22 protein-coding genes, 2 pseudogenes and 1 riboswitch are annotated in these 24,456 nt (G+C 41.0%); of the genes and pseudogenes, 10 read left to right on the forward strand and 14 right to left on the reverse strand.

Annotation, left to right across the window (positions count from 1 at the left end; genetic code table 11):
- Nucleotides 1-43: 43 nt before the first annotated feature.
- The 4 genes from proB to CDO84_RS09000 all read right to left on the reverse strand — a co-directional run bounded on the left by proB (nt 44) and on the right by CDO84_RS09000 (nt 3,571).
- A complete protein-coding gene (proB, locus tag CDO84_RS08985; RefSeq protein WP_040082993.1) occupies nt 44-1,159 on the reverse strand; it encodes a glutamate 5-kinase in 1,116 nt (371 codons plus the stop codon).
- Nucleotides 1,156-2,049, reverse strand: coding sequence for a pyrroline-5-carboxylate reductase (proC, locus tag CDO84_RS08990; RefSeq protein ID WP_082032997.1), 894 nt, complete (start codon nt 2,047-2,049; stop codon nt 1,156-1,158). The genes proB and proC overlap by 4 nt, the downstream gene beginning before the upstream one ends.
- Nucleotides 2,050-2,196: 147 nt before the next feature.
- Entirely contained in the window at nt 2,197-2,565 is a 369-nt protein-coding gene (gene rtp / locus CDO84_RS08995; RefSeq protein ID WP_003220337.1) for a replication termination protein, read from the reverse strand.
- Between the two features lie 289 nt (nt 2,566-2,854).
- Nucleotides 2,855-3,571 (reverse strand): 3-ketoacyl-ACP reductase, encoded by a 717-nt coding sequence (locus CDO84_RS09000; RefSeq protein WP_040082991.1) that lies wholly within the window; start codon nt 3,569-3,571, stop codon nt 2,855-2,857.
- A gap of 152 nt (nt 3,572-3,723) precedes the next feature.
- Between CDO84_RS09000 and CDO84_RS09005 the strand changes: the two genes are divergently transcribed.
- The 3 genes and pseudogenes from CDO84_RS09005 to CDO84_RS09015 all read left to right on the forward strand — a co-directional run bounded on the left by CDO84_RS09005 (nt 3,724) and on the right by CDO84_RS09015 (nt 5,446).
- Nucleotides 3,724-4,029 (forward strand): DUF948 domain-containing protein, encoded by a 306-nt coding sequence (locus CDO84_RS09005; protein ID WP_040082990.1) that lies wholly within the window; start codon nt 3,724-3,726, stop codon nt 4,027-4,029.
- A gap of 69 nt (nt 4,030-4,098) precedes the next feature.
- Nucleotides 4,099-4,871, forward strand: a pseudogene (locus CDO84_RS09010) (hypothetical protein).
- Nucleotides 4,872-4,912: 41 nt separating this feature from the next.
- Nucleotides 4,913-5,446, forward strand: coding sequence for a GNAT family N-acetyltransferase (locus CDO84_RS09015; RefSeq protein WP_040082988.1), 534 nt, complete (start codon nt 4,913-4,915; stop codon nt 5,444-5,446).
- A 156-nt stretch (nt 5,447-5,602) separates the two neighbouring features.
- Here CDO84_RS09015 and CDO84_RS09020 read toward each other — a convergent pair whose 3' ends face one another.
- The 6 genes and pseudogenes from CDO84_RS09020 to CDO84_RS09040 form a co-directional block, all read right to left on the reverse strand.
- The gene (locus tag CDO84_RS09020; RefSeq protein ID WP_040083789.1) at nt 5,603-7,108 is read right to left on the reverse strand and encodes an arylsulfotransferase family protein; all 1,506 of its coding nucleotides are present in this window, start codon (nt 7,106-7,108) and stop codon (nt 5,603-5,605) included.
- A pseudogene (locus tag CDO84_RS21560) lies at nt 7,097-7,924 on the reverse strand (lipase family protein); the annotation flags it as partial. The pseudogene CDO84_RS21560 and the gene CDO84_RS09020, both read right to left, overlap by 12 nt.
- 24 nt (nt 7,925-7,948) lie before the next feature.
- Nucleotides 7,949-8,779, reverse strand: coding sequence for a lipase family protein (locus tag CDO84_RS09025; RefSeq protein WP_040082987.1), 831 nt, complete (start codon nt 8,777-8,779; stop codon nt 7,949-7,951).
- A 190-nt stretch (nt 8,780-8,969) separates the two neighbouring features.
- Nucleotides 8,970-10,214 (reverse strand): MFS transporter, encoded by a 1,245-nt coding sequence (locus CDO84_RS09030; protein WP_040082986.1) that lies wholly within the window; start codon nt 10,212-10,214, stop codon nt 8,970-8,972.
- Nucleotides 10,215-10,308: 94 nt separating this feature from the next.
- On the reverse strand, nt 10,309-11,772 hold the full coding sequence (locus CDO84_RS09035) for an FGGY-family carbohydrate kinase (RefSeq protein ID WP_040082985.1): 1,464 nt from the start codon (nt 11,770-11,772) through the stop codon (nt 10,309-10,311).
- A 4-nt stretch (nt 11,773-11,776) separates the two neighbouring features.
- Nucleotides 11,777-12,811 carry a 2-hydroxyacid dehydrogenase gene (locus CDO84_RS09040; RefSeq protein ID WP_082032995.1) on the reverse strand — a complete coding sequence of 345 codons (1,035 nt, stop codon included), beginning with the start codon at nt 12,809-12,811 and terminating at the stop codon, nt 11,777-11,779.
- 95 nt (nt 12,812-12,906) lie between these two features.
- Nucleotides 12,907-12,998: riboswitch (SAM riboswitch) on the reverse strand.
- Nucleotides 12,999-13,143: 145 nt separating this feature from the next.
- On the opposite strand from CDO84_RS09040, the gene CDO84_RS09045 reads away from it, so the two are divergent.
- Together CDO84_RS09045 and CDO84_RS09050 are read left to right on the forward strand one after the other, a co-directional pair.
- Entirely contained in the window at nt 13,144-15,186 is a 2,043-nt protein-coding gene (locus tag CDO84_RS09045; RefSeq protein ID WP_040082983.1) for a molybdopterin oxidoreductase family protein, read from the forward strand.
- Between the two features lie 103 nt (nt 15,187-15,289).
- The gene (locus tag CDO84_RS09050) at nt 15,290-15,583 is read left to right on the forward strand and encodes a hypothetical protein (RefSeq protein WP_040082981.1); all 294 of its coding nucleotides are present in this window, start codon (nt 15,290-15,292) and stop codon (nt 15,581-15,583) included.
- A gap of 349 nt (nt 15,584-15,932) precedes the next feature.
- Here the strand turns inward: CDO84_RS09050 and CDO84_RS09055 are convergent, their stop codons facing one another.
- Nucleotides 15,933-16,337 carry a UPF0715 family protein gene (locus CDO84_RS09055; protein ID WP_040082980.1) on the reverse strand — a complete coding sequence of 135 codons (405 nt, stop codon included), beginning with the start codon at nt 16,335-16,337 and terminating at the stop codon, nt 15,933-15,935.
- 275 nt (nt 16,338-16,612) lie between these two features.
- On the opposite strand from CDO84_RS09055, the gene CDO84_RS09060 reads away from it, so the two are divergent.
- The gene (locus CDO84_RS09060; RefSeq protein WP_014664191.1) at nt 16,613-16,738 is read left to right on the forward strand and encodes a hypothetical protein; all 126 of its coding nucleotides are present in this window, start codon (nt 16,613-16,615) and stop codon (nt 16,736-16,738) included.
- A gap of 43 nt (nt 16,739-16,781) precedes the next feature.
- On the forward strand, nt 16,782-17,069 hold the full coding sequence (locus tag CDO84_RS09065) for a YozQ family protein (RefSeq protein WP_040082979.1): 288 nt from the start codon (nt 16,782-16,784) through the stop codon (nt 17,067-17,069).
- 114 nt (nt 17,070-17,183) lie between these two features.
- On the opposite strand, the gene CDO84_RS09070 is transcribed toward CDO84_RS09065, so the two are convergent.
- Nucleotides 17,184-18,869: a methyl-accepting chemotaxis protein gene (locus CDO84_RS09070; RefSeq protein ID WP_040082978.1), complete on the reverse strand. Its 1,686-nt coding sequence runs from the start codon at nt 18,867-18,869 to the stop codon at nt 17,184-17,186.
- A gap of 306 nt (nt 18,870-19,175) precedes the next feature.
- On the opposite strand from CDO84_RS09070, the gene hpaB reads away from it, so the two are divergent.
- On the forward strand, nt 19,176-20,627 hold the full coding sequence (gene hpaB / locus CDO84_RS09075) for a 4-hydroxyphenylacetate 3-monooxygenase, oxygenase component (RefSeq protein ID WP_040082976.1): 1,452 nt from the start codon (nt 19,176-19,178) through the stop codon (nt 20,625-20,627).
- 37 nt (nt 20,628-20,664) lie between these two features.
- Here hpaB and exlX read toward each other — a convergent pair whose 3' ends face one another.
- Nucleotides 20,665-21,363: an expansin ExlX gene (gene exlX / locus CDO84_RS09080; protein WP_040082974.1), complete on the reverse strand. Its 699-nt coding sequence runs from the start codon at nt 21,361-21,363 to the stop codon at nt 20,665-20,667.
- A gap of 271 nt (nt 21,364-21,634) precedes the next feature.
- Nucleotides 21,635-22,312 carry a YoaK family protein gene (locus CDO84_RS09085; RefSeq protein ID WP_040082973.1) on the reverse strand — a complete coding sequence of 226 codons (678 nt, stop codon included), beginning with the start codon at nt 22,310-22,312 and terminating at the stop codon, nt 21,635-21,637.
- Nucleotides 22,313-22,484: 172 nt separating this feature from the next.
- Here CDO84_RS09085 and CDO84_RS09090 point away from each other — a divergent pair, with 172 nt between their 5' ends.
- Together CDO84_RS09090 and CDO84_RS09095 are read left to right on the forward strand one after the other, a co-directional pair.
- The gene (locus CDO84_RS09090) at nt 22,485-23,522 is read left to right on the forward strand and encodes a polysaccharide lyase family 1 protein (protein ID WP_040082972.1); all 1,038 of its coding nucleotides are present in this window, start codon (nt 22,485-22,487) and stop codon (nt 23,520-23,522) included.
- A 231-nt stretch (nt 23,523-23,753) separates the two neighbouring features.
- Nucleotides 23,754-24,383 (forward strand): SOS response-associated peptidase, encoded by a 630-nt coding sequence (locus tag CDO84_RS09095; RefSeq protein ID WP_040082970.1) that lies wholly within the window; start codon nt 23,754-23,756, stop codon nt 24,381-24,383.
- Nucleotides 24,384-24,456 lie beyond the last annotated feature (73 nt).

Genomic DNA, 24,456 nt, shown 5'->3' on the forward strand with positions numbered 1-24,456 from the left:
GAACCCGATCTTCTTTATAGAAGCTCGGGTTTTTTGCTGCAAATTAATTAACAGGCAAAGTAAAATCCACATGGCAAACAAATGCTTCTTGATCAATTAGCGCTTTGTTGATCAGTTCTTTCTTCTTTTCTGGTTCTTGAAGCTGTACAGAAGAATATTTAACGATTCCAAGCCCGATTTCTGTTCCTTGTGAACTCATTAGCCGAACAACTGAACCGCTTTTGAATTTTCCTTTAATCTTCTGTACACCGTCCAGGTATAAGCTCGATTGCCCATTTGTAATTTTTTGTGAATAATCATCTGATAAAATCATTTCACCTTCAGGACCGGAATTAAAAGCGATCCATTGTTCCTTTCGATTCAACGGAAGCGTTCCTTTTGCTTCAAAATAGGTGCCTGCCGCCTCTTCACGAACAGCATGGTATAAAATATCGCCGGCATCTGCCTGACCAAGAAAACCTTTAATGCCAGAAGCCATGACGATTTTAAATGCATCAAGCTTAGAGCGCATGCCGCCGGTTCCGACAACGCTCCCACTGTCACCTGCGCACGCTTCGATGTCAGGTGTTATTTCACTCACTCGCTGTATCCTTTTCGCTTCTGGATTTGTGCGCGGATTGCCGTCATATAATCCGTCGATATCTGATAAAATCACAAGCATATCTGCATCAATCAATCCAGCGACTTTTGCTGCGAGCGTATCATTGTCGCCAAACTTGAGCCGATTGACTGTAACTGTATCGTTTTCGTTTATGATCGGGATGATGCCGCGCTCGAGCAGCACATTCATTGTATTCCTGACATTGTTATACCGATATTCATCAGAAAAATCGCTTCTCGTAATTAAAATTTGGGATGCGACATAGCCGTGTGCCAAAAACAGTTTTGAATAAGCTTCCATCAGCAATCCCTGGCCGATTGAAGCTGACGCTTGTTTTTCTGGAAGCTTCACGGGTCTTTGGATAAATCCGAGCTTCCGATATCCCGCCGCCACTGCGCCTGAGGAAACCAAAATCACTTCATATCCGGCGTCTTTGAGTTTGACGATCTGATCGACCAGCGCTTCTAATTTTCGAATGCTGATTTCTCCATGGAGGCTTGTTAATGAACTGCTTCCAATCTTCACTACAACTCTTTTTATGCTTGTATCAGGCGTCACTTTATCACTCCTGAAAGCGGCGCTGCTGTTTTTTCAATATCTTCGCTGATTTCCTTTGAACGCTTAGCTGCATGCTTTATCGCTTGAGAAATCGCTTCTCCGCCGCCGCTCTTTTTCAAGGCTTGCAGCCCCGCCGCTGTCGTTCCGTTCGGTGACGTGATATTGTCTCTCAAGATCTCGGGATGTTCCCCTGTCTCCATGAGCATTTTTGCTGCGCCTAATAGCGTCTGTGCGCCGATGCTTCGAGATAACTGTTTATCAAGACCCGCTTCCTCACCTGTCTTTTCAATGAATTCCATTAAATAATAAAAGTACGCGGGACCGCTGCCGGCAATTCCGGTGAATATGTCCATTTGATTTTCTTGGATTGTATAGACTTCGCCCATGCATCCGAGCAATGCTTCGGCCAGTTTATTCAAGTCTTCTGACACATACTTGCCAAGGGCAATCGCTGTTGCAGAAGCGCCGATCATACTGGAAGTATTGGGCATCACTCTGACAACCGGCTGTTCATTAAGCAATGATTGTTCAATAAAAGAGGTGGTTATGCCGGCAAGGACCGACAATATTAATTGATGGGGTTGGATACGTGATTTTAGTGATGACAGAGCGTTTTCGGCATCTTTTGGCTTCATTGCCAAAATGAGCACATCCATGTCTTCAATACATAGTTGGTTCGGCAAGGCGCCTTTGATTCCATATTGAAGTTCAAGTTCAGTTAATCGCTCTGTATTGCTGCGGTTTGTAACGCAGATGTTTTGTTTCGGGATTTTGTTGGCACGAACGATACCTGATATCATTCCTTCCGCCATAGATCCTGCTCCTATAAAGGCTACTTTCTTTTGATCAAAGATCGGTAACATCTCCTTTGTTCGCTTTTTTGTTCGCATTTTCACACGTTTTAAATGTTACCACGTGAGGAAATGATGTCAAGTTTGAAGGTCATCATTGATTTGTATTGTTTCTTTTCGACAAATATGTATAATGTAAAGCAGAAAACACCCGGTGCAGCAGTGTGTACCAGGTGTTTGTTTCTATTAAAAATTATCTGAGAGAGCTTTTTCAATCAGTTTTTTACAGCGGTCCAGCTCAACTTTCAGCTGTTTTTTATATAGTTTGGCAGCTTCGTAATCTTTAAATTGATAGAGGACGACTTCCTGAAGCTTAGCCCCTTCTTTTTTTACTTTAATTTGTTTTAGTATCCCATCATCAAGAAGCTCATGCAAAGACCGGTATACTTCAGTATGATTTGGTTTAAAACCAATCTCTTTAAATTCAGACCGAAGTACTTCAAGCAGCTTTAATCCATAGAGTCTCTCTTGCTCTGTCATTGTTATCATATAAAGCTTCAAAAATGCACGTTGTTTCACTAAAAAGCCGGTTGAACTCCTTTTTTCTTCTTTCATGATATGCACTCCTTCTTCTGTCACTGACAACACTATGTACTAAATATTCAATTTTCTTTTATTGTTTTCCTCCTTATATTAAAGACTGATCGTCGAGTTATCTCATGGTTACTGATTATAGGTGAAGCGGAAAATAAATAGGTCGTTGAACATTTGGCACATAGTTTTCTTAGTTCTATTATAGCCTACATTCACTGCCAGCTTCAATTTAAAACGATTTTCAGATTTGCATATGTCGGTATGAATTTCACTCAAATAAAAAAACCTGTCGAAAGACAGGTTCTCATTTTTACGGATTTGTTGACCATAATCCCGCTGTTTTGATGAAAATACGAGGATCTAATTTCAATTGCGCCACCATGTATTCAGCAAGATCTTCAGGCTGCATCACTTTTTCAGGATTACCGTCTGTCAAGTTCAATTCGATAGACATATCACTAGCGACAGTGCTCGGCGTTAACGCGCTGACTCTGATATTATGTTTTCTCACTTCTTGCATAAGAGACTCTGTTAATCCGAGAACGGCAAATTTAGAAGCGCTATAAGCACTTGTTACAGCAGCTCCTCTTTGGCCCGCTGTAGACGAAATATTAATGATGTCTCCGGCTTTGCGTTCGATCATTTCCGGAAGCACCGCGCGAGTCACATGATACACACCCATTAGGTTGACTTGTATTATATTTTCCCATTCATCGGCTGATAGATCTAAAAAACCGCCAAATTTGCTGATTCCGGCGTTGTTAATGAGAATATCGATATCACCAAGCTGTTCCTTCACTTGAGCTACGGCTTGGTTAACCTGCTCGGCATCTTTTACATCTGCAGCAGCAAATGCAGTTTTTACACCAAGCGCTTTGACTTCTTCTGCCACTTTTTCAACATTAGCGGCAGTCCGGCCGATTAACCCAATATTTACGCCTTCTTTCGCAAGAGCAAGAGCTGTAGCGCGGCCGATCCCTCTGCCTCCGCCTGTAATTAAAGCGGTTTTATTTTGTAAACTTTGCAATTGAAGCACCCTTTCTTTGTTTACCTATGTACGATATCACATTATAAGTAGAATATATCCAATACGCAAATCAAACGAACTGTGCAATCATCATTTCTTTGGATTAAAAAAGCGGAAACAGGGTAATGACAAAAGAAAAAAGGAGTGAACATATGGTTATTGTTTATATCAGTCTGGCAGTATTGGCTATTTCTATCATATTTTTAGGGTTTAATGTGATCCAAAACAAGAAAAAAATAGACCCCGCACTAAAGGAGCTCACTTCTGTTACGCAGGCTATGCAAAAACAAGTCGAGGGATTAAAAACAGAAGCAGAGCTGCTGACGCAAAAACAAAAGAAGATTCAGCATGATATCCAGATGAAAAAATACGCGTTTCAGCAGACAGCAGCTGAAGTGAAAGAAGTTCCCCAAGCAGTCAAAGAGGTGTGGCAGGCAGGACATTTTAATAGCAGATAAAGATGAATGAGATCTCGTTGTTACGATCAGAATGGACAATGGGATCTCATTTTTCGAGGAGGCTTACATATGATTATAAACCGCAGCTGCTTAAAGGAGTTCGCAGAGATACTACATTTTCTTCCCTCTTCACTTACAAAGTCCGATTTACTTACTGATCCATTTCGTCTCCATCAAGAAAACGAACTTGCCATCTACTATTCACCTCATAATGAATTTATCAATCGGGATGCCTCACTTGTGATTGCCGGGATCACGCCGGGTTTTTCCCAGATGAAGACAGCGTACGAAACAGCCGCCGAAAGCCTGCGGCAAGGCGGGACTCTTGAGCAAATGGCAGTAGACACAAAAATAGCAGCGGGTTTCTCCGGATCAATGAGGCTTAACCTTATTACCATGCTGGATTTATGCGGGCTGCCACAGGCTTTCGGCATTCAAAGCGCCGCGCAGCTTTTTGGTGACTTACGGCATATGCTCCATACAACTTCCGTTATTAAATATCCTGTCTTTATCCAGCAAAAAAACTATACCGGATACAAACCGGCCATCACTCGTTCTCCTATCCTAAGCACCTATGCTTTTGATCACTTCCCTGCGGAGCTCAATCATGTGGCGGGACCAGCTCTTCTGATTCCGTTAGGAAAAGCCGCCGAAACAGTATGTGAAACATTGATCAGACAGTACAGATTCCAGAATTTGATTTGCCTTAGCGGCTTTCCCCACCCATCAGGCGCAAACGGCCATCGTTTAAAACAATTCGCCAAAAACAAAGAGCAACTAGAAAGACAAATTCATTCTTTTGCTTTCTCAGTTTTTAATTTTCTATAGAAAAGAGAAAATAAAAGGGATATGATAAACAGAAACAAACATGGGGAGTGGTTGAATGTTTCCTGTATTAGAAACGGAGCGGCTTACACTTAGGCAAATGACAGATCAGGACGCGGAAGCCATTTTTGCTTGTTTCTCAAACCATGAAGTGACACGCTATTACGGACTTGAAAACATGGAATCTATAGAACAGGCCATTTCAATGATTCAAACCTTTGCCGCCCTCTATCAAGAAAAACGTGGTATAAGGTGGGGAATAGAAAGACGGGATACGAAAGATTTGATCGGAACAATCGGCTTTCACGCTCTGGCCCAAAAGCATAGGCGTGCAGAGATCGGTTATGAAATCACCCCGGCGCATTGGCGAAACGGCTTTGCATCAGAAGCCATTTCAGAGGCTGTCTCCTACGGGTTTACTTCCTTTGGCCTGACGCGTATTGGCGCAGTTGTATTTACCCAAAATGAAGCATCAAATCGGCTGCTTATAAAAATGGGATTTCAAAAAGAAGGTGTTTTAAGACAGTACATGTATCAAAATGGAATTCCCTATGATACAAATGTATATTCTATTTTAAAATCAAGCAAATAAACGGACGACATTCTCTCAATCTGTATGCACACTCCCTTCATCTTCTTGGTGACTGCCCAAAATAGAAGGGGCAGCCAGCCTCTGCACTGACTCCAGTATAGGACAGTAAATGCTAAATAGCCTGATAGAACACATCACAAAATATAGTGAAGAGGCTTATTCTTTTTCTTGCCCCGCATGAATGATCTGTGATGTACCAATGGTTTGGCCAGAAGAATTCAATGCTTTCACCTGAAAATATGGCCCAATCGAATGAACAAGTATATCTGTTTCAAATCCGGTTCGGGGAGCATCCGTTCCCACCTCAGACAATTTGTTAGGTGCTGGACCAGCTAACACTTTCCAGGCTACAGTTTCAGTTGAACCGTTCCATGATGCATAAACAATGGCTGCATCTTCACATAATGGATTTACAGCAATACTGGGTGGATAAAACGGCAAGCCTACCCATTTATCCTTAAACGCCCTATAAGAAAGATTTTGACCAGGAAACTGCATATCATATAACAAATTCAACGAAGGATCTTTTTTATTATTACCAGCACTCCTATATTCAGAAAGATACGGTTCCTGTCCCCATCCAACGAATTGATTTCCATTTGATAGTTTCTGAACATTTCCTTGACTTGGAACATACAGCGCTGGATCATGATAATAAGTTCGATCTGCTTTTGCAGTCATGTTATGGAAATCAAGTTGAAGGATTAAACCACGAGCCTCTCCCTCAGGCGGAGAGCTTGAAGAAGCACAACAAGCATCATCAAATAGACTTATCCGTGTTCTAGACCTAAAACGTGCATCATGTTGCCAAGAAAATGTTGCATTTGGCTCAAAAGTAAAATCGCTTTTTTTGCCACCAAGCTGCCAGACAATCTTTCCTGTTGTTTTATCAACCAAATAAATCGCCCACATGTTACGCATGCTTATTAGAAGAGTATTGTTCGGCCCTTCCTCAACTGAATTCACGTGAAAACAGTCCCAAATATTGTTAGCGCTTGTGGCGGATGACGCAGGTAACATCGAGTCATCCGGATTAACATGAGCAAGCACATCCCAGAAGAAAAGAAGCTCTCCTGTCTCAAGATCTACTTCTTGAATGGAATAATTGTCAAAGTACCCATCTGCCGGACCTCCATACATTGTGAGATCCGCTGGCACTTGTTTCACAGCAGTAAACAAAGCCGTATCTTGCTTTGTAATCGTAAACTCGTGAACATCAGAGGTAAATCCTTTTTTGGCGGTGAGTTTCTTAATCACTTTATAATTCTGATTGATGATTTGAAAAAAAGCTCCAGGTTCCGGATCCCCCGCCGGGAGATTAGGATCTTTAGACTGAGTTCCAGATATTGTTCCTTGCCACATGGTAAGAACGGGTTCCCCTTTGTAGGATTGTACCCTAAAGTCCGTATTTTGTGTAAATCTACTATCAAGAGGTCTAAACCATACTGGGTTACCTGCTTGATCTATGATCAGTGCACCTGTTTGCCCAATCATAGTCGCGCCGAACACAGTATAGGGTGCAACGAATATTAAGCCGGGTGCTGCCCCTGGCTTGTTGATATTTATAGAAACCTTCATGGGATGCAGGGCAGGAGCCGAAACAAAGTTCCATTCTTGTGAGCTTGAATGATTTGCGGATGCCTTATCACCGCATCCCCCCATAAATGGCACGCATAATTCCGTATCGGGACAGAATCCCGGGTTTTCATCACATAATGATTTGGCAAAGGCAGGATTTTGTTGGCTGAGGTTTTTAAAATAACAGACAATCTCATGATTGCGAACAGGTAAACTGTTCAGCTGAAAAGAGAGCGTTACCTTCTTGTCTACATGCTGATAGAATAATCCTTGCTTTGTAAACGGAGGCGGATATGCTTGATCCGGCAAGGTGGGAATAATGTCATGGATATTGAAAATACGAATACTATTCTTTACCGTTTGGTTGAACCGAGACGCAAAGACAGGGTCAGCGACTCGAGGGCTGCCATAAGTATACACAAAAGGATTTTTAAATCGGGTATTCACCGCAATATCAAAAGCGGCTAACACGGCTAAAGCTCCTCCTAAACTATGGCCTGCGACTAATATTCTTTTTGCTGCATAAAGCTTGGTTAATTCCCCGATCAGCTCATTTCTTGTCGATTGATAAAGACATGTAAATCCACGATGGGTTTTTCCTGCATTTCTGACAAACGGATATGGTACTTGATATAAGTCTTGGTCCGACTCATTGTCCTTAAATGTTCGGGTTCCTCTAAAAATTACAATGATCTGATCTTGTGACTCGGCAATAAAACCAAATACTTCAGCTTCCGGATCCTCAACACCAGCAAGAGCTCGTATGGTATATCGAAGGCTATATCCTTTTGGCAAGACAAGCGGTTCCTTTTCAAAGAGTTGATATGACTGATAGATCATGGCCGATAGCAATATCGAATCCTCACGGTTAAACATATAATATAAGCTTGAGTGATTCATCCGAGCAGCTCCTTTCTTTTATTCCTAGCATGTTCCTCGAAACGGAGTACACATGTCAGGATCGGGACAAAACCCTGGATTTTTATCGCATAATATTTCGGAGAAATCAGGATTCATTTTACTAAGGTATTTAAAATAACAAGCAATCGCATCATTGCGCGGCGTATTATTCAATTGAAAAGAGATTGGATACTTTGTTTTTACATGGTGATAGTATAATCCTTCCTCCGTAAAAGGTGGTGGATACTTTTTTGCTGGGAAAGTTGGAAAAGAGTCATGAATATTTACAATTCGTATACTATTTTTCACCACTTTGTTAAATTGGGAAGCAAAGACAGGGTCACCGATACGCGGACTGCCATACGTATACAAGAAAGGATGATTAAACCCAGTGTTCGCAGCAATATCTAAAGCAGCTAACGTTGCCAAAGCTCCTCCGTAGTTGTGCCCGGTAACAAACAGCTTTTTTGACGTAGAAAGTTTATTTATTTGTCTGATTAAATTGTTTCTTGTTGATTGATAAAGACATGTGAATCCACGAGACGTTTTCCCGCCATTTTTAACATAGGGATAGGGAACTTGAAATATGTCATAGGATGCTAAAAGATCCTTGGGATATGCTGCGTATCCTCTAAACGCTATAACGATTTGATCTTGTGATTCGGCAATAAAACCGAATACCTCTTCCATAGGATTCTCTACGTCAGCAAAAGCACGAATGGTATATCGAAGTTTAAAGTCTTTTGGTAAGGTAAGTTTCCCTTCTAAAAAGAATGGATATGTCTGATAGCTCATTGCTGCAAGAAATATTGCAGTTTTGCTGTTAAAAATACTGTTTTTATCTAAAGAAACCATATATACGCAATTCCTTTCTTAATACAGGTAAATATGATGTTAATGGTACAATATGAATGGAAACCCGGAATTGCTAATGATGGTGAAATGAACGGGGATATTGGTAAAAAAAACTGGGAAGTTACTTTATGACGGAATAAAAGAAAATGTAAAAAGACAAAAAGCGCCCTGTTGCAGGGGCGCTTTTTGATTAAGATGCATATTGAGGAGATGTTTCCTCTTTTACTGCTTTTTCTTCAGGTATATGAATGCATTTCGTCATGACCGTACTTGCAAGGTAAAGAACCGCAAAGATCCAGACGACGCCTTGCGCACCGACAAGGCCGATGAACAACCAAGCAAGCGCGGGACCGACAAACGCTGATAAACCTGCAGCCAAATTCAATACAGACATGGCTGCCCCTTTGTCTTTTCCGGCCACCGTCGGCACAATTGCACCGATCGGCACATAGCCTGCCAGCAAACCTCCCCAAATAAAGCCGATCACACTGACAACCGCTACACTTCCGCCGGAGAAAACCGGTGCGTAGTATAATAAGACGGTGAAAATACCGCAGCCGACTCCGCCGAACCACATAACAGTATTTTTCCAGCCGAATTTATCGCCGACAATTCCAAAGATAAGGTTAAACACAATGTTCCCCAGAAAAATGGTTCCCCAAATTTGCAGCCACACATTGGTTGAAATTCCGTGCTGAGCCATGTGCATCGGCAAAAAGACTGGGAATCCATATGTACCAATGCTGTTGATGATTCTGATGATTCCGCCTGTAAGCACGCGCGGGTTTGTAAATAGAATCGTAACCCCTTTTAAAAGCTCCTCGGCTGTTTCTGATCGTTTTCTTTTCTTTTTTTCAAAACGGTCTTTATTGATAAACAATGCGAAGAATGCACCGAGACATACCCAGAATATAGAGCTCCAAAGCGTATTCAAATAACCGAACGCTTTGATCGCGTAGCTTGAGTACCAAGCACCGAATACAAACATGCCGAGGCAATAGGCAATCCAAAACCAGCCGACAGCAGTGCTCAGTCTGTTTTGCGGTGTTCTGTAAATGACCCATGTCAAGAAAGAATAAGCAAATAGCGGGTAGCCTAACCCTTTTACGAAGTAAGTCACATACATCACAGGGAGGTTTAGCTGTTCAAACCCAAACACGATAAAGGCGGCTGTACCGATTACATAAAACAACAGCCCCATAAACATCGTCCGTTTTGCGCCAAATGCTTCGAGACATACACCTGAAAACCAGGAAGCTATGGCAAGCGCAATCCCGTAAATGCTAAAAATTGAAGCGGATTGCTGAACAGTAAGTCCGTTTTCGGTCAGAAACGGGCTGAGCCAGCCTTGTTCAAGTCCGTCTCCCATCATAAACAAAACAACTCCTAAAAATCCCCACGCAAGCCGCTTTGGTATACCAATTTTATCTAACATATCTGTTTCCTCCTTAGATGCTCATATACATTACCGTATTACCTTATTAAAGCTAAAAATTAGACAATTCCTCAAAACATCCGGATATGCCGCCTTATATCAACACTTTGCCTTCTGACCCTGAAAAAAAGCGCTGAGTTTGCTTCCATTCCTCATATAAAGCCAATTCTGTCTGACAGCTCTTCGGTTCGATCACCCGGACATTTGCTGACATCTCCTCCGTTAATTGAAAGGTTTCATTGCAAATGACTGCAGCACCAACGACAGATGCCTGATGATATCCCTCTTTGACATAGATTTTTTTCTGAAGAAGGTCAGCGATATATTGCGTGAGCGCTTTGCTTTGGAATCCCCCTCCACACACCCAAACATAGTCACGTGTAAACGGAGTAACCTCTGTTAAAATGTCAAAATTCCATTTGATTGAAAATGCGATCTCTTCTAGCGCCGCACGTACAAAATGTGCCCTCTTTAAATCTGCTGAAAGCGGAGTGTCAAAAAGAAAACCGCCTCTCGTCAATGCATTCTTTTCAGCTGATAAATAAGAGCCGAGAGCCGCTACACACGCATTGTCTTCTTTTGCAAGTGCAAAAATTTCCTCCTCCATTACGTCGTACGATTCATTCGGATAGAAAATCTGTTTTAATTTTTGATAATTCAGACCGGTAATTCCCGGATTCGTTTCTACTAGCCAATGCCCTTGATCTGTATGGCAGTTCAGCCAGGCTTTATGTTTTGTGTCGCCATGATCCGCAGTAATTTTGGTTATTGGCGTTGTTGTCCCTGATACGATGACAATGTCCTCAAGTCCAGCTCCGGTGCTTTTCACAGCTAGCTGTGTATCCCCGCCCCCGGTTATCACCTTAGCATTTATTGAAAGACATAATTCGGCTGCATATTCATTTGCTATTGTTCCAATTGCTGTTCCCGCTCTTACAAGAGGCGGAAGGAGAGATGGAGAAAAGCCGAATATGTCGCACATCTCTTCTGACCAAGTGTTATGCTTCACATCAAACAGCAGCGTTTCTGTTGCCTGCGATGGTTCATATGTTAGGATTCCGCTCAGTTGGTATGTCACCCAATCACTGATGCTTGTAAAGCTTGCAGTCTTTTCCCATAAAGAAGGCTGGCGCTGCTTCAAACCATAAAGCTTGAGCGCAGAAAAAAGCGCAGTTGGCAGACGGCCTGTACGGCTGTATATCTCTTCCCGATCTGGAATGCTCTCCTCCCACTCTCGGCCACGGTTATCTATGTTCGGCAGCCCGAGAAAAGAGTCACCGTTTTGATCGATCAGAACAATCCCCTGTCTTTGACTCGTCGATGTCAACCCAATGATGTCAATATCACGCGAACGGGATAGCGCACGTTTTGCCAACCTCATTACTTGCTTCCACAGTATCTGAGGAGAAAAATAACGGCTGTCCGGGTAAAACGTCTCAGTGGAATACTCGATGTCCTCCCGTTCAACCGTTTGAACAATGCCTGAGACACTCACGACCGCTACCCTCGCATTGCCTGTGCCGATATCGAAAACGAGATAGCCTTTTTGTTTTTTCATTCTGTTAACCTCTTTTCTTTACCTCTGTTCTCAGTTTGTCTTTGTTATACAATGTCGGATTATTGGGAATTTTTTCAACCTTCCACTTTTTGAGGGCATCATTCATGATCGACACGTGATGATCCTCTACTTCAAAGGTTGCCCCAGCGAGATGCGGTGTTGCCAGAACATTAGGCAATGAGATCAATTCATAATCTGATTCCTCTGGAGGTTCATGATAAAAAACGTCTAGTACCGCACCTCTGATTTTATGTTCTTTTAATACAGATAAAAGATCTTCACGGTTTACAACAACTGCTCTTGAAGTATTGACGAATATCGCACTCTCTTTCATCAGATCAAAATATTGCCGATCTATTAGTCCAAGTGTTTCCTCAGTGCGAGGCAGATGGACAGAAACGATATCACTGTCTGAAAATACCGTTTTAAGAGCTACTTTTTCATACAGCGGATAATCGTCTTGAATGTATGGATCGTAATACTTTATTTTACAGTCAAACGCAGTCAGCAGTTTTGCAATCCTTTGGCCAACCGCGCCGAACCCAATCATGCCAACCGTTTTTCCTGTTAGCTCATTTCCTTTAAATTTGATATAAGCCTGCAGGTAATCACTTTTCCACTTCCCATCCTTCAGCCACTGATTCGAGGCTCTGGTATGACGGAGAAAGGAAATCACATTTCCAATAAACAATTCGGCAACGGCTTGTGCATTCCGCCCTGGTGTATAAAAAACAGGTATACCCCTTTTTGAGGCAGCTGCCACATCCACATTGGAGGGCATTCCCCTGCAAACACCGACAAATGAAAGTTCGGGAACAGAAGCAAATACGCTGTCTGTTACCTGATCAAGCTCAGTAATCAAACCTGTCGCATTTGTTGCCTTTAGCAGCTGAATGAGTTCATCCTCCCGATATGCCCGGCCTTGTTCTTTCCAAGATTGATAAATAACTGAGCCAAACAAGTTTTTTAGCTCTTTTCGCCCTTCTTCGTTGTACGGCGCTGTAACCAAAACCGTCATGGTGCAAAACATCCTTTTCATCGTATTTTTTCATAAAAAAATCTCTTTCCGAAGATGGAAAGAGATTCATATATGGGCGCGCTCTGTTACAGGCAGACGCCGGTATAAACCTTGCTTTCCTATCTTTCAAGCTGACGCTTGCTGGAATTGGCACAATAATGTTGCCGAGGTTTCATAGGGCCAGTCCCTCCACCTCTCTGGATAGAAAATGTTGAGTATGTAATTTTCAGAATAAAGAATACGTTTATCATAAAGAAGTCTCAGATTGATGTCAATCTCTTTTTTCAGAATTGACGTTATCATCCGAAATGTTATAATTCTTACAAAATATCTAACTAGAGAGGAACTGGGCCATGAAATCTTTTGCCACACAACAAAACGGCATTTTTAAATCCGTTTGCTCGCTGGACTGCCCGGATCAGTGCGGATTATTAGTACATAAAAAAGACGGGAAAATTGTGAAAGTGCAGGGAGATCCCGATCATCCTGTCACAGCTGGAAACATATGCAACAAAGTCCGAAACATGACGGAGCGCATCTATGATGAAAAGCGGCTGACTACACCGTTTAAACGGACAGGCGCGAAAGGCCAAGCGATATTTGAACCGATTTCCTGGGAAGAGGCGATTGATACGATCACCTCCCGCTGGAAGCAGCTGATTGATGAAATGGGAGCTGAAAGCATACTTCCTTACAGCTTTTACGGAAATATGGGGAAATTGACAGCTGAAGGAATGGACCGCCGCTTTTTTTACCGCATGGGATCAAGCCAGCTTGAACGGACGATTTGCAGCAAAGCGGGATCTGAAGGCTATAAATATACAATGGGCATAAGCGCGGGAATCGATCCTGAGGAAACCATTCATACAAAACTATTTATTTTTTGGGGAATTAACGCTGTCAGCACAAACATGCACCAAATTACAATCGCCCAAAAAGCGCGAAAAAAAGGTGCCAAAATTGTCGTGATCGATGTACATAAAAATCAGACAGGGCGTCTTGCAGATTGGTTTATTCCAATAAAGCCGGGAACTGACAGCGCACTTGCTCTTGGCATTATGCACATTCTATTTAAAGAAAACCTTCACGATGAAGCATTCCTGTCTGAATACACGGTCGGCTACGACAAGCTCCGTGAACACGTGAAACAGTATAATCCGGAAAAGGTATCAATGATCACCGGGATCAGCACTGAAGGTATTTATCAGCTGGCAAGAATGTACGGGAAAGTCTCCCCTTCTTTTATCAGAATCGGAAATGGAATCCAGCATCACGATAACGGCGGGATGATTGTAAGGACGATTGCCTGTCTTCCGGCGATCACCGGCCAATGGCTGCATAAAGGGGGCGGCGCCATTAAGCATAACAGCGGAATTTTAGAATATAACACAAATGCCTTGCAGCGGCCCGACTTATTGAAAGGACGCACACCGAGGTCGTTTAATATGAATCAGCTTGGCAAGGTGCTTTTGGAAACAGATCCGCCTATCCGCTCTCTTTTTATTTACGGAACAAACCCTGCCGTCGTCGCGCCGGAAGCAAACAAAGTCAGACAGGGCTTGCTGCGGGAAGACTTGTTTACTGTGGTTCATGATTTGTTTTTAACGGAAACGGCTGCATATGCGGACATTGTACTGCCTGCAACATCCGCTTTTGAGAACACTGATTTTTATACCTCCTACTGGCACCATTACATTCAGCTTCAGCAACCGGTGATTGAGAACTATGGAGAAAGCAAGTCTAATACTGAGGTGTTCCGATTACTGGCTGAAGCAATGGGATTCACAGACCAGGAGCTCAAGGATTCAGATGAAGAATTAATCCGCCAAGCGCTTGACCATCCAGATAATCCGCATTTGGCAGAGATTAATTACGATTCACTTACTAAGCATTCATTTATGAAAGCGAAACGCGATAAACCGCTGTTTCCTGGCAAACTTCCAACGCCAAGCGGAAAAATAGAATTATATTCAGAACAAATGAAACAAGCTGGCTTCCCGGCTTTACCGACATTTACGCCTCTTGTAACCGATAATGAACATCCTTTTATGTATGTTCCGGCGCCAAACCATAATTTCTTAAACTCAACGTTTTCAAACAATGAAAAACACATCAAGCTCGAAAAGACGCCAAAGCTCTTTATCAACACAAAAGATGCTGAAGAACATGGAATCGTTGATGGGGCTCCTGTACGAGTTTGGAACAGCCGGGGAGAATGTGAGCTGACCGCATCAGTCGGAGAACAAGTGCTGCCAGGTGTCGTTGTCAGCCAAGGATTATGGGCAGATGAGCAAGGAAAAAAACAGCTTGTAAACGCGCTAACCCCAGACCGGCTGTCCGATATGGGGGGCGGCGCCACCTTTTTTTCAGGCCGTGTACAGATTGAAAAGGTTTGAAAAAACAGCCAGTATTCGTTTTGGCTGTTTTCTTTCAAATTTAATGAAACCCGGAGCATGCCATGCCCGTATATCATAACATTGACATAATGGAGGCATGCATATGGACGTTTTTTTAGGAATCGGTATTGCTTTGGCTGGCTATTTTATCGGTGAAGGCTTAAAGCAAATGAACCATCCAAAAGCATATGAAAAAAGTGATACCTATCTTATAAAAGAACGAGATATTCACTTTTACATCGGACATTTTTTAGGAATTACTACAGCTGAGGCTAAACAGTTAGCCGGAGATATGAAAGACATCCCTTACATCGAAATAAACGGAAAAAGATATGTACAGAAACAGATGTTAAAAGAATGGACATTCACATTAGTTGAAAAACTGCAGGGTGAATAAAGCAAAACTGAGGAGAGCGCAATGCTTTCCTCAGTTTAGTTTAGCTATATGGATTGACCCCCACCAAAACTTTGCCATAAGTGGTGATAAAACGATTAACCCCTTCAATTTCTTTCCTCAAACACTAGTTTTTATATTCCCTTTGATTGATGACGTTATCATCTTGATGAACGTATGTATCGTAAAAACTTAGAAAACCTATTCGGATTTGAATATGTGCTCTCATTATGCCCTTCCATACTGCGCCTTTATCCTAAAACTTTTAGGTTCACGCAGCAATGTAAGTGCAATATCCTGAATTTTCATTGAATCTCCGTCTTTTTTCATATTCAACTTTAGTTTCTTTGCTTTATACGCCCGAAGCTGTACGTTTATAAAGGATCAGGGAATCCCAGAACCAGTAAATCACTGCAGCTGTAATACTTAACAGATAATAAATATACGATTGCAATGTCCATGCTATTGACGCAGGTTCACCAATAAAAAATAACAAGAAAGCTACGATAAAAGCAATCACACTGTAAATCAATAAATACATGACATTGAATGTTCTCGCTTTTTTCTGCAACATCATTTGCAGCGGAACAGCAAAAAGGCCATACATCATAAAACCGTATAATAAAGCAATTGCTGCTGTAAACAATGCAATTATCATATCGCCATACATAACGAAAGAATATAGCCCGAAAAACAAACCAAAAGTAAGGCTGGATAGCCCTAATGTCATTAGATAATATGCTGCGATTTTTTTCATTTTTTCACCCCCCTTGTTTGATTTATTCACAGTGCTGTTAGTATACATTCACAACCTTTGCATTTCTTTTATCGAGATGTCTTCCCCCACTGCCATACGCAATGCGATGATAAAAAGTTTCAAAAATGCCGGCTTTTTATTAAATAATACGATTGGCATGGAGATGCCTCTCCTGATTGTCCAAATCGCGAATGAAAAAAACGAATGAATACCTGATCAACAGACAAAATAAGAAGAGTTGATATTTCAACACTTTTCGTAAAGGAGTGAAACCTATGAGCCAAAAAGGAATTCAAAATTCAAGTATTGAACAAATAAAAAATGACCATGAGACTGAGACAGCTTTTAAAGCAGATGATCCTAAAAAACATGGTTCTTCTGATCCTAAAAGAACGAAATAAGTTCTTGCCCTCATTAAAATTTCAATAATCTGGAGGAAGTAAAGTGACTCAAAAAAACGGAGCCGACAGACCTGATGATTATAAAAGATTTTCTTCAATAGACAAGGAATATAATTTTCAGCAATCTGTAAGCAGCAATGCTGAGACAGAAAACACTGAAACACAAACTCATAACAAAGAAAACATAAATGACACAACGGATGTAGCCGGGAAATCCTTTGAGCCCTCAGATTATAAAGGGACCACACAATTAGAAAAAGGATTGGCTGAAACTCATGAACAAGTCAGCGATGACTATTTTGAAGGGACGATCGATCAAAACTTGGACTAGTCATTCAAACGGAACGAGCTTGAGAAAAAAGCCGGTTCCGTTTTTAGAAACAATCTCAATAAAGGCAGTAAAACCCCACCTCATGAGATGGGGTTTTGCACTTTAGTAATCTGATTAATATTTAAAACGGTTAATGACGGATTGAAGCTCTTCCGCCAACTGAGATAAAGATTCTGCAGCATAGGAGATTTCCTCCATTGAATGTAGCTGTTCCTCTGATGATTTTGCAACCGCTTCTGTATTTGCTGACGTTTCTTTTGTTCCAGCGGCCAATGTATGAACTGTGTGCTGTATCACTTCAACGCCTGAAGTAAGCTGTTGAGTTGCTGCTGCGACTTCTTGTATTTGAGAAGTGACCTGTTCCACCAGGTTCAGGATTTCATTGAAATTTCCTGTTGTTTCTTGAGAAAGAACAATACCTGAGGTCACATTTTCTTGAACAACCTTAATATTATTTACCGTTTCTATCGATTCGTTTTGGATGGTCGCTACCACCGATTGAATGTGGTTTGCTGATTTATTTGTTTCATCCGCTAATTTCCGAACTTCTTCAGCCACCACAGCAAATCCTTTTCCTTGCTCTCCTGCTCTGGCCGCCTCGATCGCTGCGTTTAGGGCCAACAAATTGGTCTGCTCGGAAATTGTCGTGATAAGCGAGGAAATATCACTGATTTCTGCTGTGCTCGCTACCAATGCCTGTAATCCATTCCCGGCTGAATCTACGGATTTATCAATAAACTTCATCTGATCTAACATCTTGTTAACTGATTTAGATCCTATTTCAGCCTTGTCTCTCATCGAAGAAGAAAGATCCGCTATGTTCCCTGTATTTGAAGCAACAGATGATATACTGTCTAATAATTCAGTGATGGATTCTGCGCTCTTTTCTGTCATTGAGCTTTGCTTCACATTGCTGTCTGCAGCCATCTGCATGGATTGGGAAATATGTTCAGATGTTGATTTTGATTCTTCAGCGCTTGCCGATAATTCTTCGGAGGAAGCAGCGACTTGTTCAGATGAACTGCTGATTTGCTTCACAATTTGCGATAATGAATGAGTAAAAGCATTAAAAGATTGGGCAAGCTGGCCAAATTCATCTTTATTTTTCACTATGACTTTTTTGGTTAAATCAGCCTCGCCGTGAGCAATTTCTTCTAGCTGCTTATTTATGCTTCTTAGTGGCACCATAATGGACCTTAACAGCATTATGCTTAGAACAATGCCTAATATTACTGATATTCCTGTGACAGTGATGATGAGCCATTGACTCATTTTCCCATTGCACCGTATTTCATCCTTTAGATCTTCTACCTCTTGATCCAGGCGATCAGACAGCTTATTGACAGCCGGATCTACGACTTCTTTTCTTAGTGTTCTTTCTTCCCCAAAATGGATGGTTTCTGCTTTTTTCGGATCTGAAGAGTAGGCTGTTAATACTTGCTGATTCAAAGCTCTATACTGAGTAAAACTTGTCTTAATGTCTTCAATATTGGATTGATACTTCTCTTCATCAATCAAGTCATAAACCCGATCAAGGCTCTTTAAGACATCGTCTGATTTTTCCTTCATGCCTTCGTCATATTCTTTGTCTCCAGTAATCAAGAAGCCTCTTTCATCATTTGATAACCCGGTCAATTCATACTGAATGTGTTTCATCTCTTTTTGGAATTCCATTTTGTCTTTAAGTTCTTCATTCTTTTTCACAATAGAAGAAATCATAAAAACTGAGGAGCCCCCAATTCCAATGATTGAAACAACTAGTATTAATATAATCCCCAGCAATTTTGTTTTGACTTTCATGTGTCGTTTTCCCTTTCTCCACGAAGTAATGGCTGAAATAAAATATATTCAAGCGTATGAATCCAATTCGTTTACGCTTATGCCCATAATATCGACACCTGTTATCAAGTTTTATAGTGATGTTTTCACATAAATAAGCAAATGTTTTGACGTCTCTGAACTTACAGAAAAACCTTTACGGTATGTAAGTCACTCTTATTCGTTTTTCTAAAAAAGGCTTTTCCCATCTCAAATTGGCTGAACAGGCTGTTTTCTCGAAAATATAATGACAATACGCAGCATACATTTAAGGAGCGATACACTAAAATGGGGATCATCAATGGCAAAGAATTCATTGACCGATTGAACAAACTAGAAAACGAAATATGGTATGATGGCAAAAAAATAAAGGGTAACATTTCTGATCATCCGGCATTTAAAGGAATACTCAAAACAAAAAGCTCGCTTTATGAACTGCAAACAAAGGATGAGTTAATAAACGAAATGACTTATTGCCTTCCTGGAGATCATGATCGAATCGGCCTTTCCTATCTCCAGCCTAAAACCAAGAATGATTTGAAAAAAAGAAGAAACATGATTGAACATTGGGCTAGACACACTCACGGAATGATGGGGAGAAGTCCGGATTACATGAATACGGTTATGATGAGCTTTGCTTCGTCAGCAGAGCTTCTAAAAGATAAAGAGAATTGCTTTCCTGAACATATACTAGATATGTATAAACAAGCTGCTAAGCATGATCTTTCTTTTACCCATACATTCATTACCCCGCAAGTGAACCGGTCACAGTCCTATTTCGGGCTAAGTGAAAAACCGATATCTGCTAAAGTCATTGATAGAACCGAAAAAGGTTTAATCATTCATGGCGCGCGTCTGCTTGCAACACAAGGCGGGTTGACTGATGAAATATTGGTTTTTTCAGCGCCTAAATTTTTCTTTGAAACAGATGAAGCTTATGCTTTTTCACTCCCTTCTAATACAAAAGGCGTCAAATTCATCACAAGAGAATCATTTGTGTTAAGCGACTCTGCCTTTAATCACCCCTTAAGCTCAAGGTATGAAGAGATGGATTCAATTGTAGTTTTTGATCATGTGTTAGTGCCATGGAATCGTGTGTTTTTTTACGATAATGTGGAAGCAGCTAAAGAATTTATGACAAAAAGCTCATTTCATGCTTTTACCTTTCACCAGGTTGTCATTAGGCAAATGATAAAAATTGAATTTCTATTAGGCGTTGCACAGCTTCTGGTTGACACCATTAATGTTTCCGAATATCAGCACATACAAGAAAAGCTCTCTGAAATCATTGTGGGATTGGAGACAATCAAAGCGCTCATTGACAAGTCGGAAAATGACGCTCAATTAGATGAATTCGGCTATATGCGCCCTAGTTTAATTCCTCTTCAAGTCATCAGTACGATTATTCCTAAGCTATATCCTCGATTTACTGAAATCATACAATTAATTGGAGCTAGCGGGATGGTGACACTGCCTACTGAAAATGCGTTTGATTCAGAGATACGGGAAGATCTTGACCAATATCTTCAAGCAACCAATACAAATGCTGAAGAACGGGTGAAAATTTTCCGATTGGCATGGGATTTAACAATGAGTTCATTCGGAACAAGACAAACCCATTACGAAAGATACTTTTTCGGAGATCCTATTCGGATTTCAAGCAGGCTATATACCAGCTATCCAAAGCAGGAGCAGTTGAACATCATAAAAGCATTTTTACAAGCAGATGTAGAACAATGAAAAAAACAGCGGGAAAAGATCCGCTGTTTCGTATTTTTTATTTAGGAAACTGTACATGCCCTGGCACTGTATATGCATTGGACGTTCCGCTTTCAGGCAGCTTTGGAATGGTGTCTTTCACGACTTTCCCGCGAATGTCAGTTATTCTGACTTTGAGAGAGCCTGTCCCTAAATTCGTACTGACAAAATGGTTATAGTCCATTTTTTCCATGTTGATCCACTTGCCATTTTTTTCATATTCCATTTTCATAACAGGATATCTGTGGTTTCTGACTTGAATTGCCGCCCACCACCTGCTGCTGCCTTCTTTGACCCGGTACGTGAAATTTCCGGTGATTGGAGCTTTGACAACACGCCATTTAATATTGATTTTTCCATCTTTCATATTCCCGATTTTACGGAAGGCATTAGGTGACAGATCGAGAGCTCCCCGAGCACCTTCGGGATATAGATCAGTAACATAAACGATTGTTTTCCCTTTTGGCCCTTCAACTTCCAAATAAGAGCCGGCAAGAGCTGCTTTTACTCCTCCGTAATTGAGATCCGCCGGATTTATTGCAGTAATCTCCATATCGGAAGGAATGGGATCCAACAGGAAAGCTCCTCCTGAATAACCTGACCCTGTATACGTTGCATATCCTTCATGCAGGTCGTCATATGCTGCCGAAGCTTGCGGGGAAAAACAGAGGATCGTCAATAAAACCATACCAACAAATGCACTCATGATCTTTTTCATACTTGGTCCTCCTCAAACCAGACTTCAAATGAGAATCATTATCATTATAAGACTCAATCCAACTGGTTTGAAAGAGGAAATAGATTCATAGTTGATTTTAAGGCGAATTCACTATCATTCATATATCTAATGAAGCGTACTTATGAAAAAAGCAATTCGAATGAACGAATGTGCACATCAGCCGAATTTCTTATTTTCACCTCACAAAATTCACATAACCAATCAAAAAATGAGACAGGCTGTTGGCCTGATAACAGCTATGCAGGAAAAGCTATTTTTCCCCGCTTAGTTTCAACTTAGCTGTCATCATAATGCCAAAGATCAGCACAATCGGAACCCAAATAATGAAGTGATTAAAATCAGGCTCAGCCAGAGCAACAATAATAGCTCCCACACAATATAAAATAATAGCCAGTGCTCTTAACACAGTATCTCTTAAGAAAGTCTTCTTTTGCTTCTCAAAAAACAAACGGCCGGATATATCCTCTAATAGAGAAGCGAGTGTTCCGGTCAATACAGTTGAAGAAATACCTGCGATCCCCAGTTTTTTGGCTGCTATCGTTTGAATCCCCATGGAAATGCTCATGAGTATAATCAGAATGTGCACAGGAACAAAAGCCCGGTAAAAAGAAAGACAAGCAAAGACAAATAAAATGAATGCTTCAAGTGCAAGGGCTTTTGTTACAGCAGCAGGCCAAAGGGTATTTTCCGCCTTTCCGACAATCAGTGTTGCAATGATCACGCCGCATATAAATCCAATGAGCGCAGTTAAGGAATTGAAAACAGTGACCTGAAGGGATTTACCGATAGCTAATCCCAATAATACAATGTTTCCAGTCATATTAGCTGTGAACACATGTCCCAAGCTTAAATACCCAATTACATCCACGATTCCAGCTGTTAAACATAAAAGTGATAGCAAGGTGTTTCGATAAGCGGCTGCAGTCAACGTTGTATCAATCCTTTCTTCTATTTCAATTGTTAGTATGTCTTTTGACGCAATCTGTATTTTTTAAGTAACCAAGCGTTAATTGGGAAGATAGAACCTATCATCCCTTTCCATTAACTGTAATAATAATCTCCGCAAGGAAATGATTAAAATTGAAAGGAAGTATATTGTAATGAAACGATTTTGTTTATGGTTCGCCGTGTTTGGTTTGTTATTGGTTCTCTTGCCTGATAAAGCGTTAGGCGCAGTTGATTTTCCGAATACCTCGACAAATGGCCTTTTAGGATTTGCCGGAAATGCTAAAAATGAAAGAGGCATTTCCAAAGCGGGCACAACGGGTGGGAAAAACGGGCAGATTGTTTACATTCAAAGCGTAAATGAGTTAAAAACCCATCTAGGAGGATCCACACCAAAAATTTTAGTGCTCCAAAATGATCTTTCCGCATCTGCGAAAACAACATTTACCGTTGGCTCAAATAAAACACTCGTGGGCTCTTACGCGAAAAAAACGCTGAAAAATATTTATTTAACAACTTCTTCAGCTTCTGGAAATGTCATTTTTCAAAATTTAACGTTTGAACACAGTCCGCAGATTAACGGAAATAATGATATCCAGCTTTATTTAGACTCCGGCATGAACTATTGGATAGATCACGTCACATTCTCAGGCCACAGCTATAGTGCAAGCGGGAGTGATTTGGACAAACTCCTGTATATCGGTAAATCAGCAGATTATATCACGATCAGTAACTCAAAATTTGCGAATCATAAATACGGTTTGATTTTAGGATACCCAGATGATTCTCAGCATCAATATGACGGCTACCCGCACATGACAATCGCAAATAATTATTTTGAGAACTTGTATGTTAGAGGCCCGGGTCTGATGAGATACGGATACTTTCATGTTAAAAACAATTACAGCAACAATTTTAACCAGGCGATTACGATTGCCACAAAAGCAAAAATATATTCCGAATATAATTACTTTGGGAAAGGCAGTGAAAAAGGCGGAATCCTTGACGACAAGGGCACCGGTTATTTCAAGGATATAGGCAGCTACCCTTCACTCAACAAGCAAACCTCCCCTTTGACTTCATGGAATCCGGGGACAAATTACAGTTATCGCGTTCAAACACCGGAGTATACAAAAGAATTTGTCACGAAATATGCCGGATCACAAAGTACAACTCTGGTATTTGGCTACTGATATAAAAGAGGCCTGCGTAAAAAACGCTGTGCCTCTTTTTGTTCTTAAACGCGATTTTTAAACGATCCTTGGTCAAACCAAAAAGCATTATTTCTTTTTCACAATAACTTCTTAACTGTCTTTCTTATTATACCAGTTTATCGCAAGTAAAAAGAAATCATTGTCTGGTCCTGTATGTAATGAACGTTCGTCCCACACACTAATCAAAAACCCCTAAAAAGGATGATGGACATGTGCGGCAGGTTTACTTTATTCTCTGCATTTGATGATATTATTGACCAGTTTGACATCGATCAATTTTTTCCTAAAGATGAATACCAGCCGAGCTATAATATCGCACCATCACAAAACATTCTTGCGATCATCAATGATGGATCAAATAATCGCTTAGGCAAAATGATCAATGCTCGAGCCGAAACAATAACCGAGAAACCGGCTTTTAAAAGACCGCTTGTCAGCAAACGCTGCATCATCCCTGCCGACAGTTTTTATGAATGGAAACGGTTTGATTCCAAGACCAAAATCCCATTGCGGATCAAATTGAAATCATCTGCTCTTTTTGCGTTTGCTGGCTTATATGAAAAGTGGAACACACATCAAGGAGACCCTCTTTATACCTGCACCGTCATAACAACTGAGCCTAATGAGCTCATGAAAGATATACACGACCGGATGCCGGTTATATTGTCCCGTGATTTTGAAAAGGAATGGCTAAATCCTCACAATACAAACCCTGAATATCTGCAAAGCTTGCTTTTGCCTTATGAAGCTGATGACATGGAAGCATACCGGGTTTCATCATTAGTAAACTCACCTAAAAATAATTCATCTAGACTTCTTGATGTACAGAATCGTCTGTAGTGATTGCAATTCTATAGTAAGAACTTGCAAAATGGCTTTGTTCCTTAGGGCCAATCTATTTTTGTTGCAATGA

The sequence above is a fragment of the Bacillus sp. MD-5 genome (assembly GCF_002201875.1).
Lineage (GTDB): Bacteria > Bacillota > Bacilli > Bacillales > Bacillaceae > Bacillus > Bacillus stercoris.

Bases quoted from the DNA above. Each gene is read 5' to 3' on its own strand.
- proC (WP_082032997.1), bottom strand. From the start codon at position 2,049: ATGCGAACAAAAAAGCGAACAAAGGAGATGTTACCGATCTTTGATCAA.
- CDO84_RS09055 (WP_040082980.1), bottom strand. From the start codon at position 16,337: ATGAAAAAAATCGCAGCATATTATCTAATGACATTAGGGCTATCCAGC.
- CDO84_RS09070 (WP_040082978.1), bottom strand. From the start codon at position 18,869: ATGAAAGTCAAAACAAAATTGCTGGGGATTATATTAATACTAGTTGTT.
- CDO84_RS09095 (WP_040082970.1), top strand. From the start codon at position 23,754: ATGTGCGGCAGGTTTACTTTATTCTCTGCATTTGATGATATTATTGAC.
- CDO84_RS09090 (WP_040082972.1), top strand. From the start codon at position 22,485: ATGAAACGATTTTGTTTATGGTTCGCCGTGTTTGGTTTGTTATTGGTT.
- rtp (WP_003220337.1), bottom strand. From the start codon at position 2,565: ATGAAAGAAGAAAAAAGGAGTTCAACCGGCTTTTTAGTGAAACAACGT.
- CDO84_RS09050 (WP_040082981.1), top strand. From the start codon at position 15,290: ATGGACGTTTTTTTAGGAATCGGTATTGCTTTGGCTGGCTATTTTATC.
- CDO84_RS09030 (WP_040082986.1), bottom strand. From the start codon at position 10,214: ATGTTAGATAAAATTGGTATACCAAAGCGGCTTGCGTGGGGATTTTTA.
- CDO84_RS09035 (WP_040082985.1), bottom strand. From the start codon at position 11,772: ATGAAAAAACAAAAAGGCTATCTCGTTTTCGATATCGGCACAGGCAAT.
- CDO84_RS09040 (WP_082032995.1), bottom strand. From the start codon at position 12,811: ATGAAAAGGATGTTTTGCACCATGACGGTTTTGGTTACAGCGCCGTAC.
- hpaB (WP_040082976.1), top strand. From the start codon at position 19,176: ATGGGGATCATCAATGGCAAAGAATTCATTGACCGATTGAACAAACTA.
- CDO84_RS09045 (WP_040082983.1), top strand. From the start codon at position 13,144: ATGAAATCTTTTGCCACACAACAAAACGGCATTTTTAAATCCGTTTGC.
- CDO84_RS09020 (WP_040083789.1), bottom strand. From the start codon at position 7,108: ATGGGGGGATGCGGTGATAAGGCATCCGCAAATCATTCAAGCTCACAA.
- CDO84_RS09005 (WP_040082990.1), top strand. From the start codon at position 3,724: ATGGTTATTGTTTATATCAGTCTGGCAGTATTGGCTATTTCTATCATA.
- CDO84_RS09025 (WP_040082987.1), bottom strand. From the start codon at position 8,779: ATGGTTTCTTTAGATAAAAACAGTATTTTTAACAGCAAAACTGCAATA.
- CDO84_RS09060 (WP_014664191.1), top strand. From the start codon at position 16,613: ATGAGCCAAAAAGGAATTCAAAATTCAAGTATTGAACAAATAAAAAAT.
- CDO84_RS09015 (WP_040082988.1), top strand. From the start codon at position 4,913: ATGTTTCCTGTATTAGAAACGGAGCGGCTTACACTTAGGCAAATGACA.
- exlX (WP_040082974.1), bottom strand. From the start codon at position 21,363: ATGAAAAAGATCATGAGTGCATTTGTTGGTATGGTTTTATTGACGATC.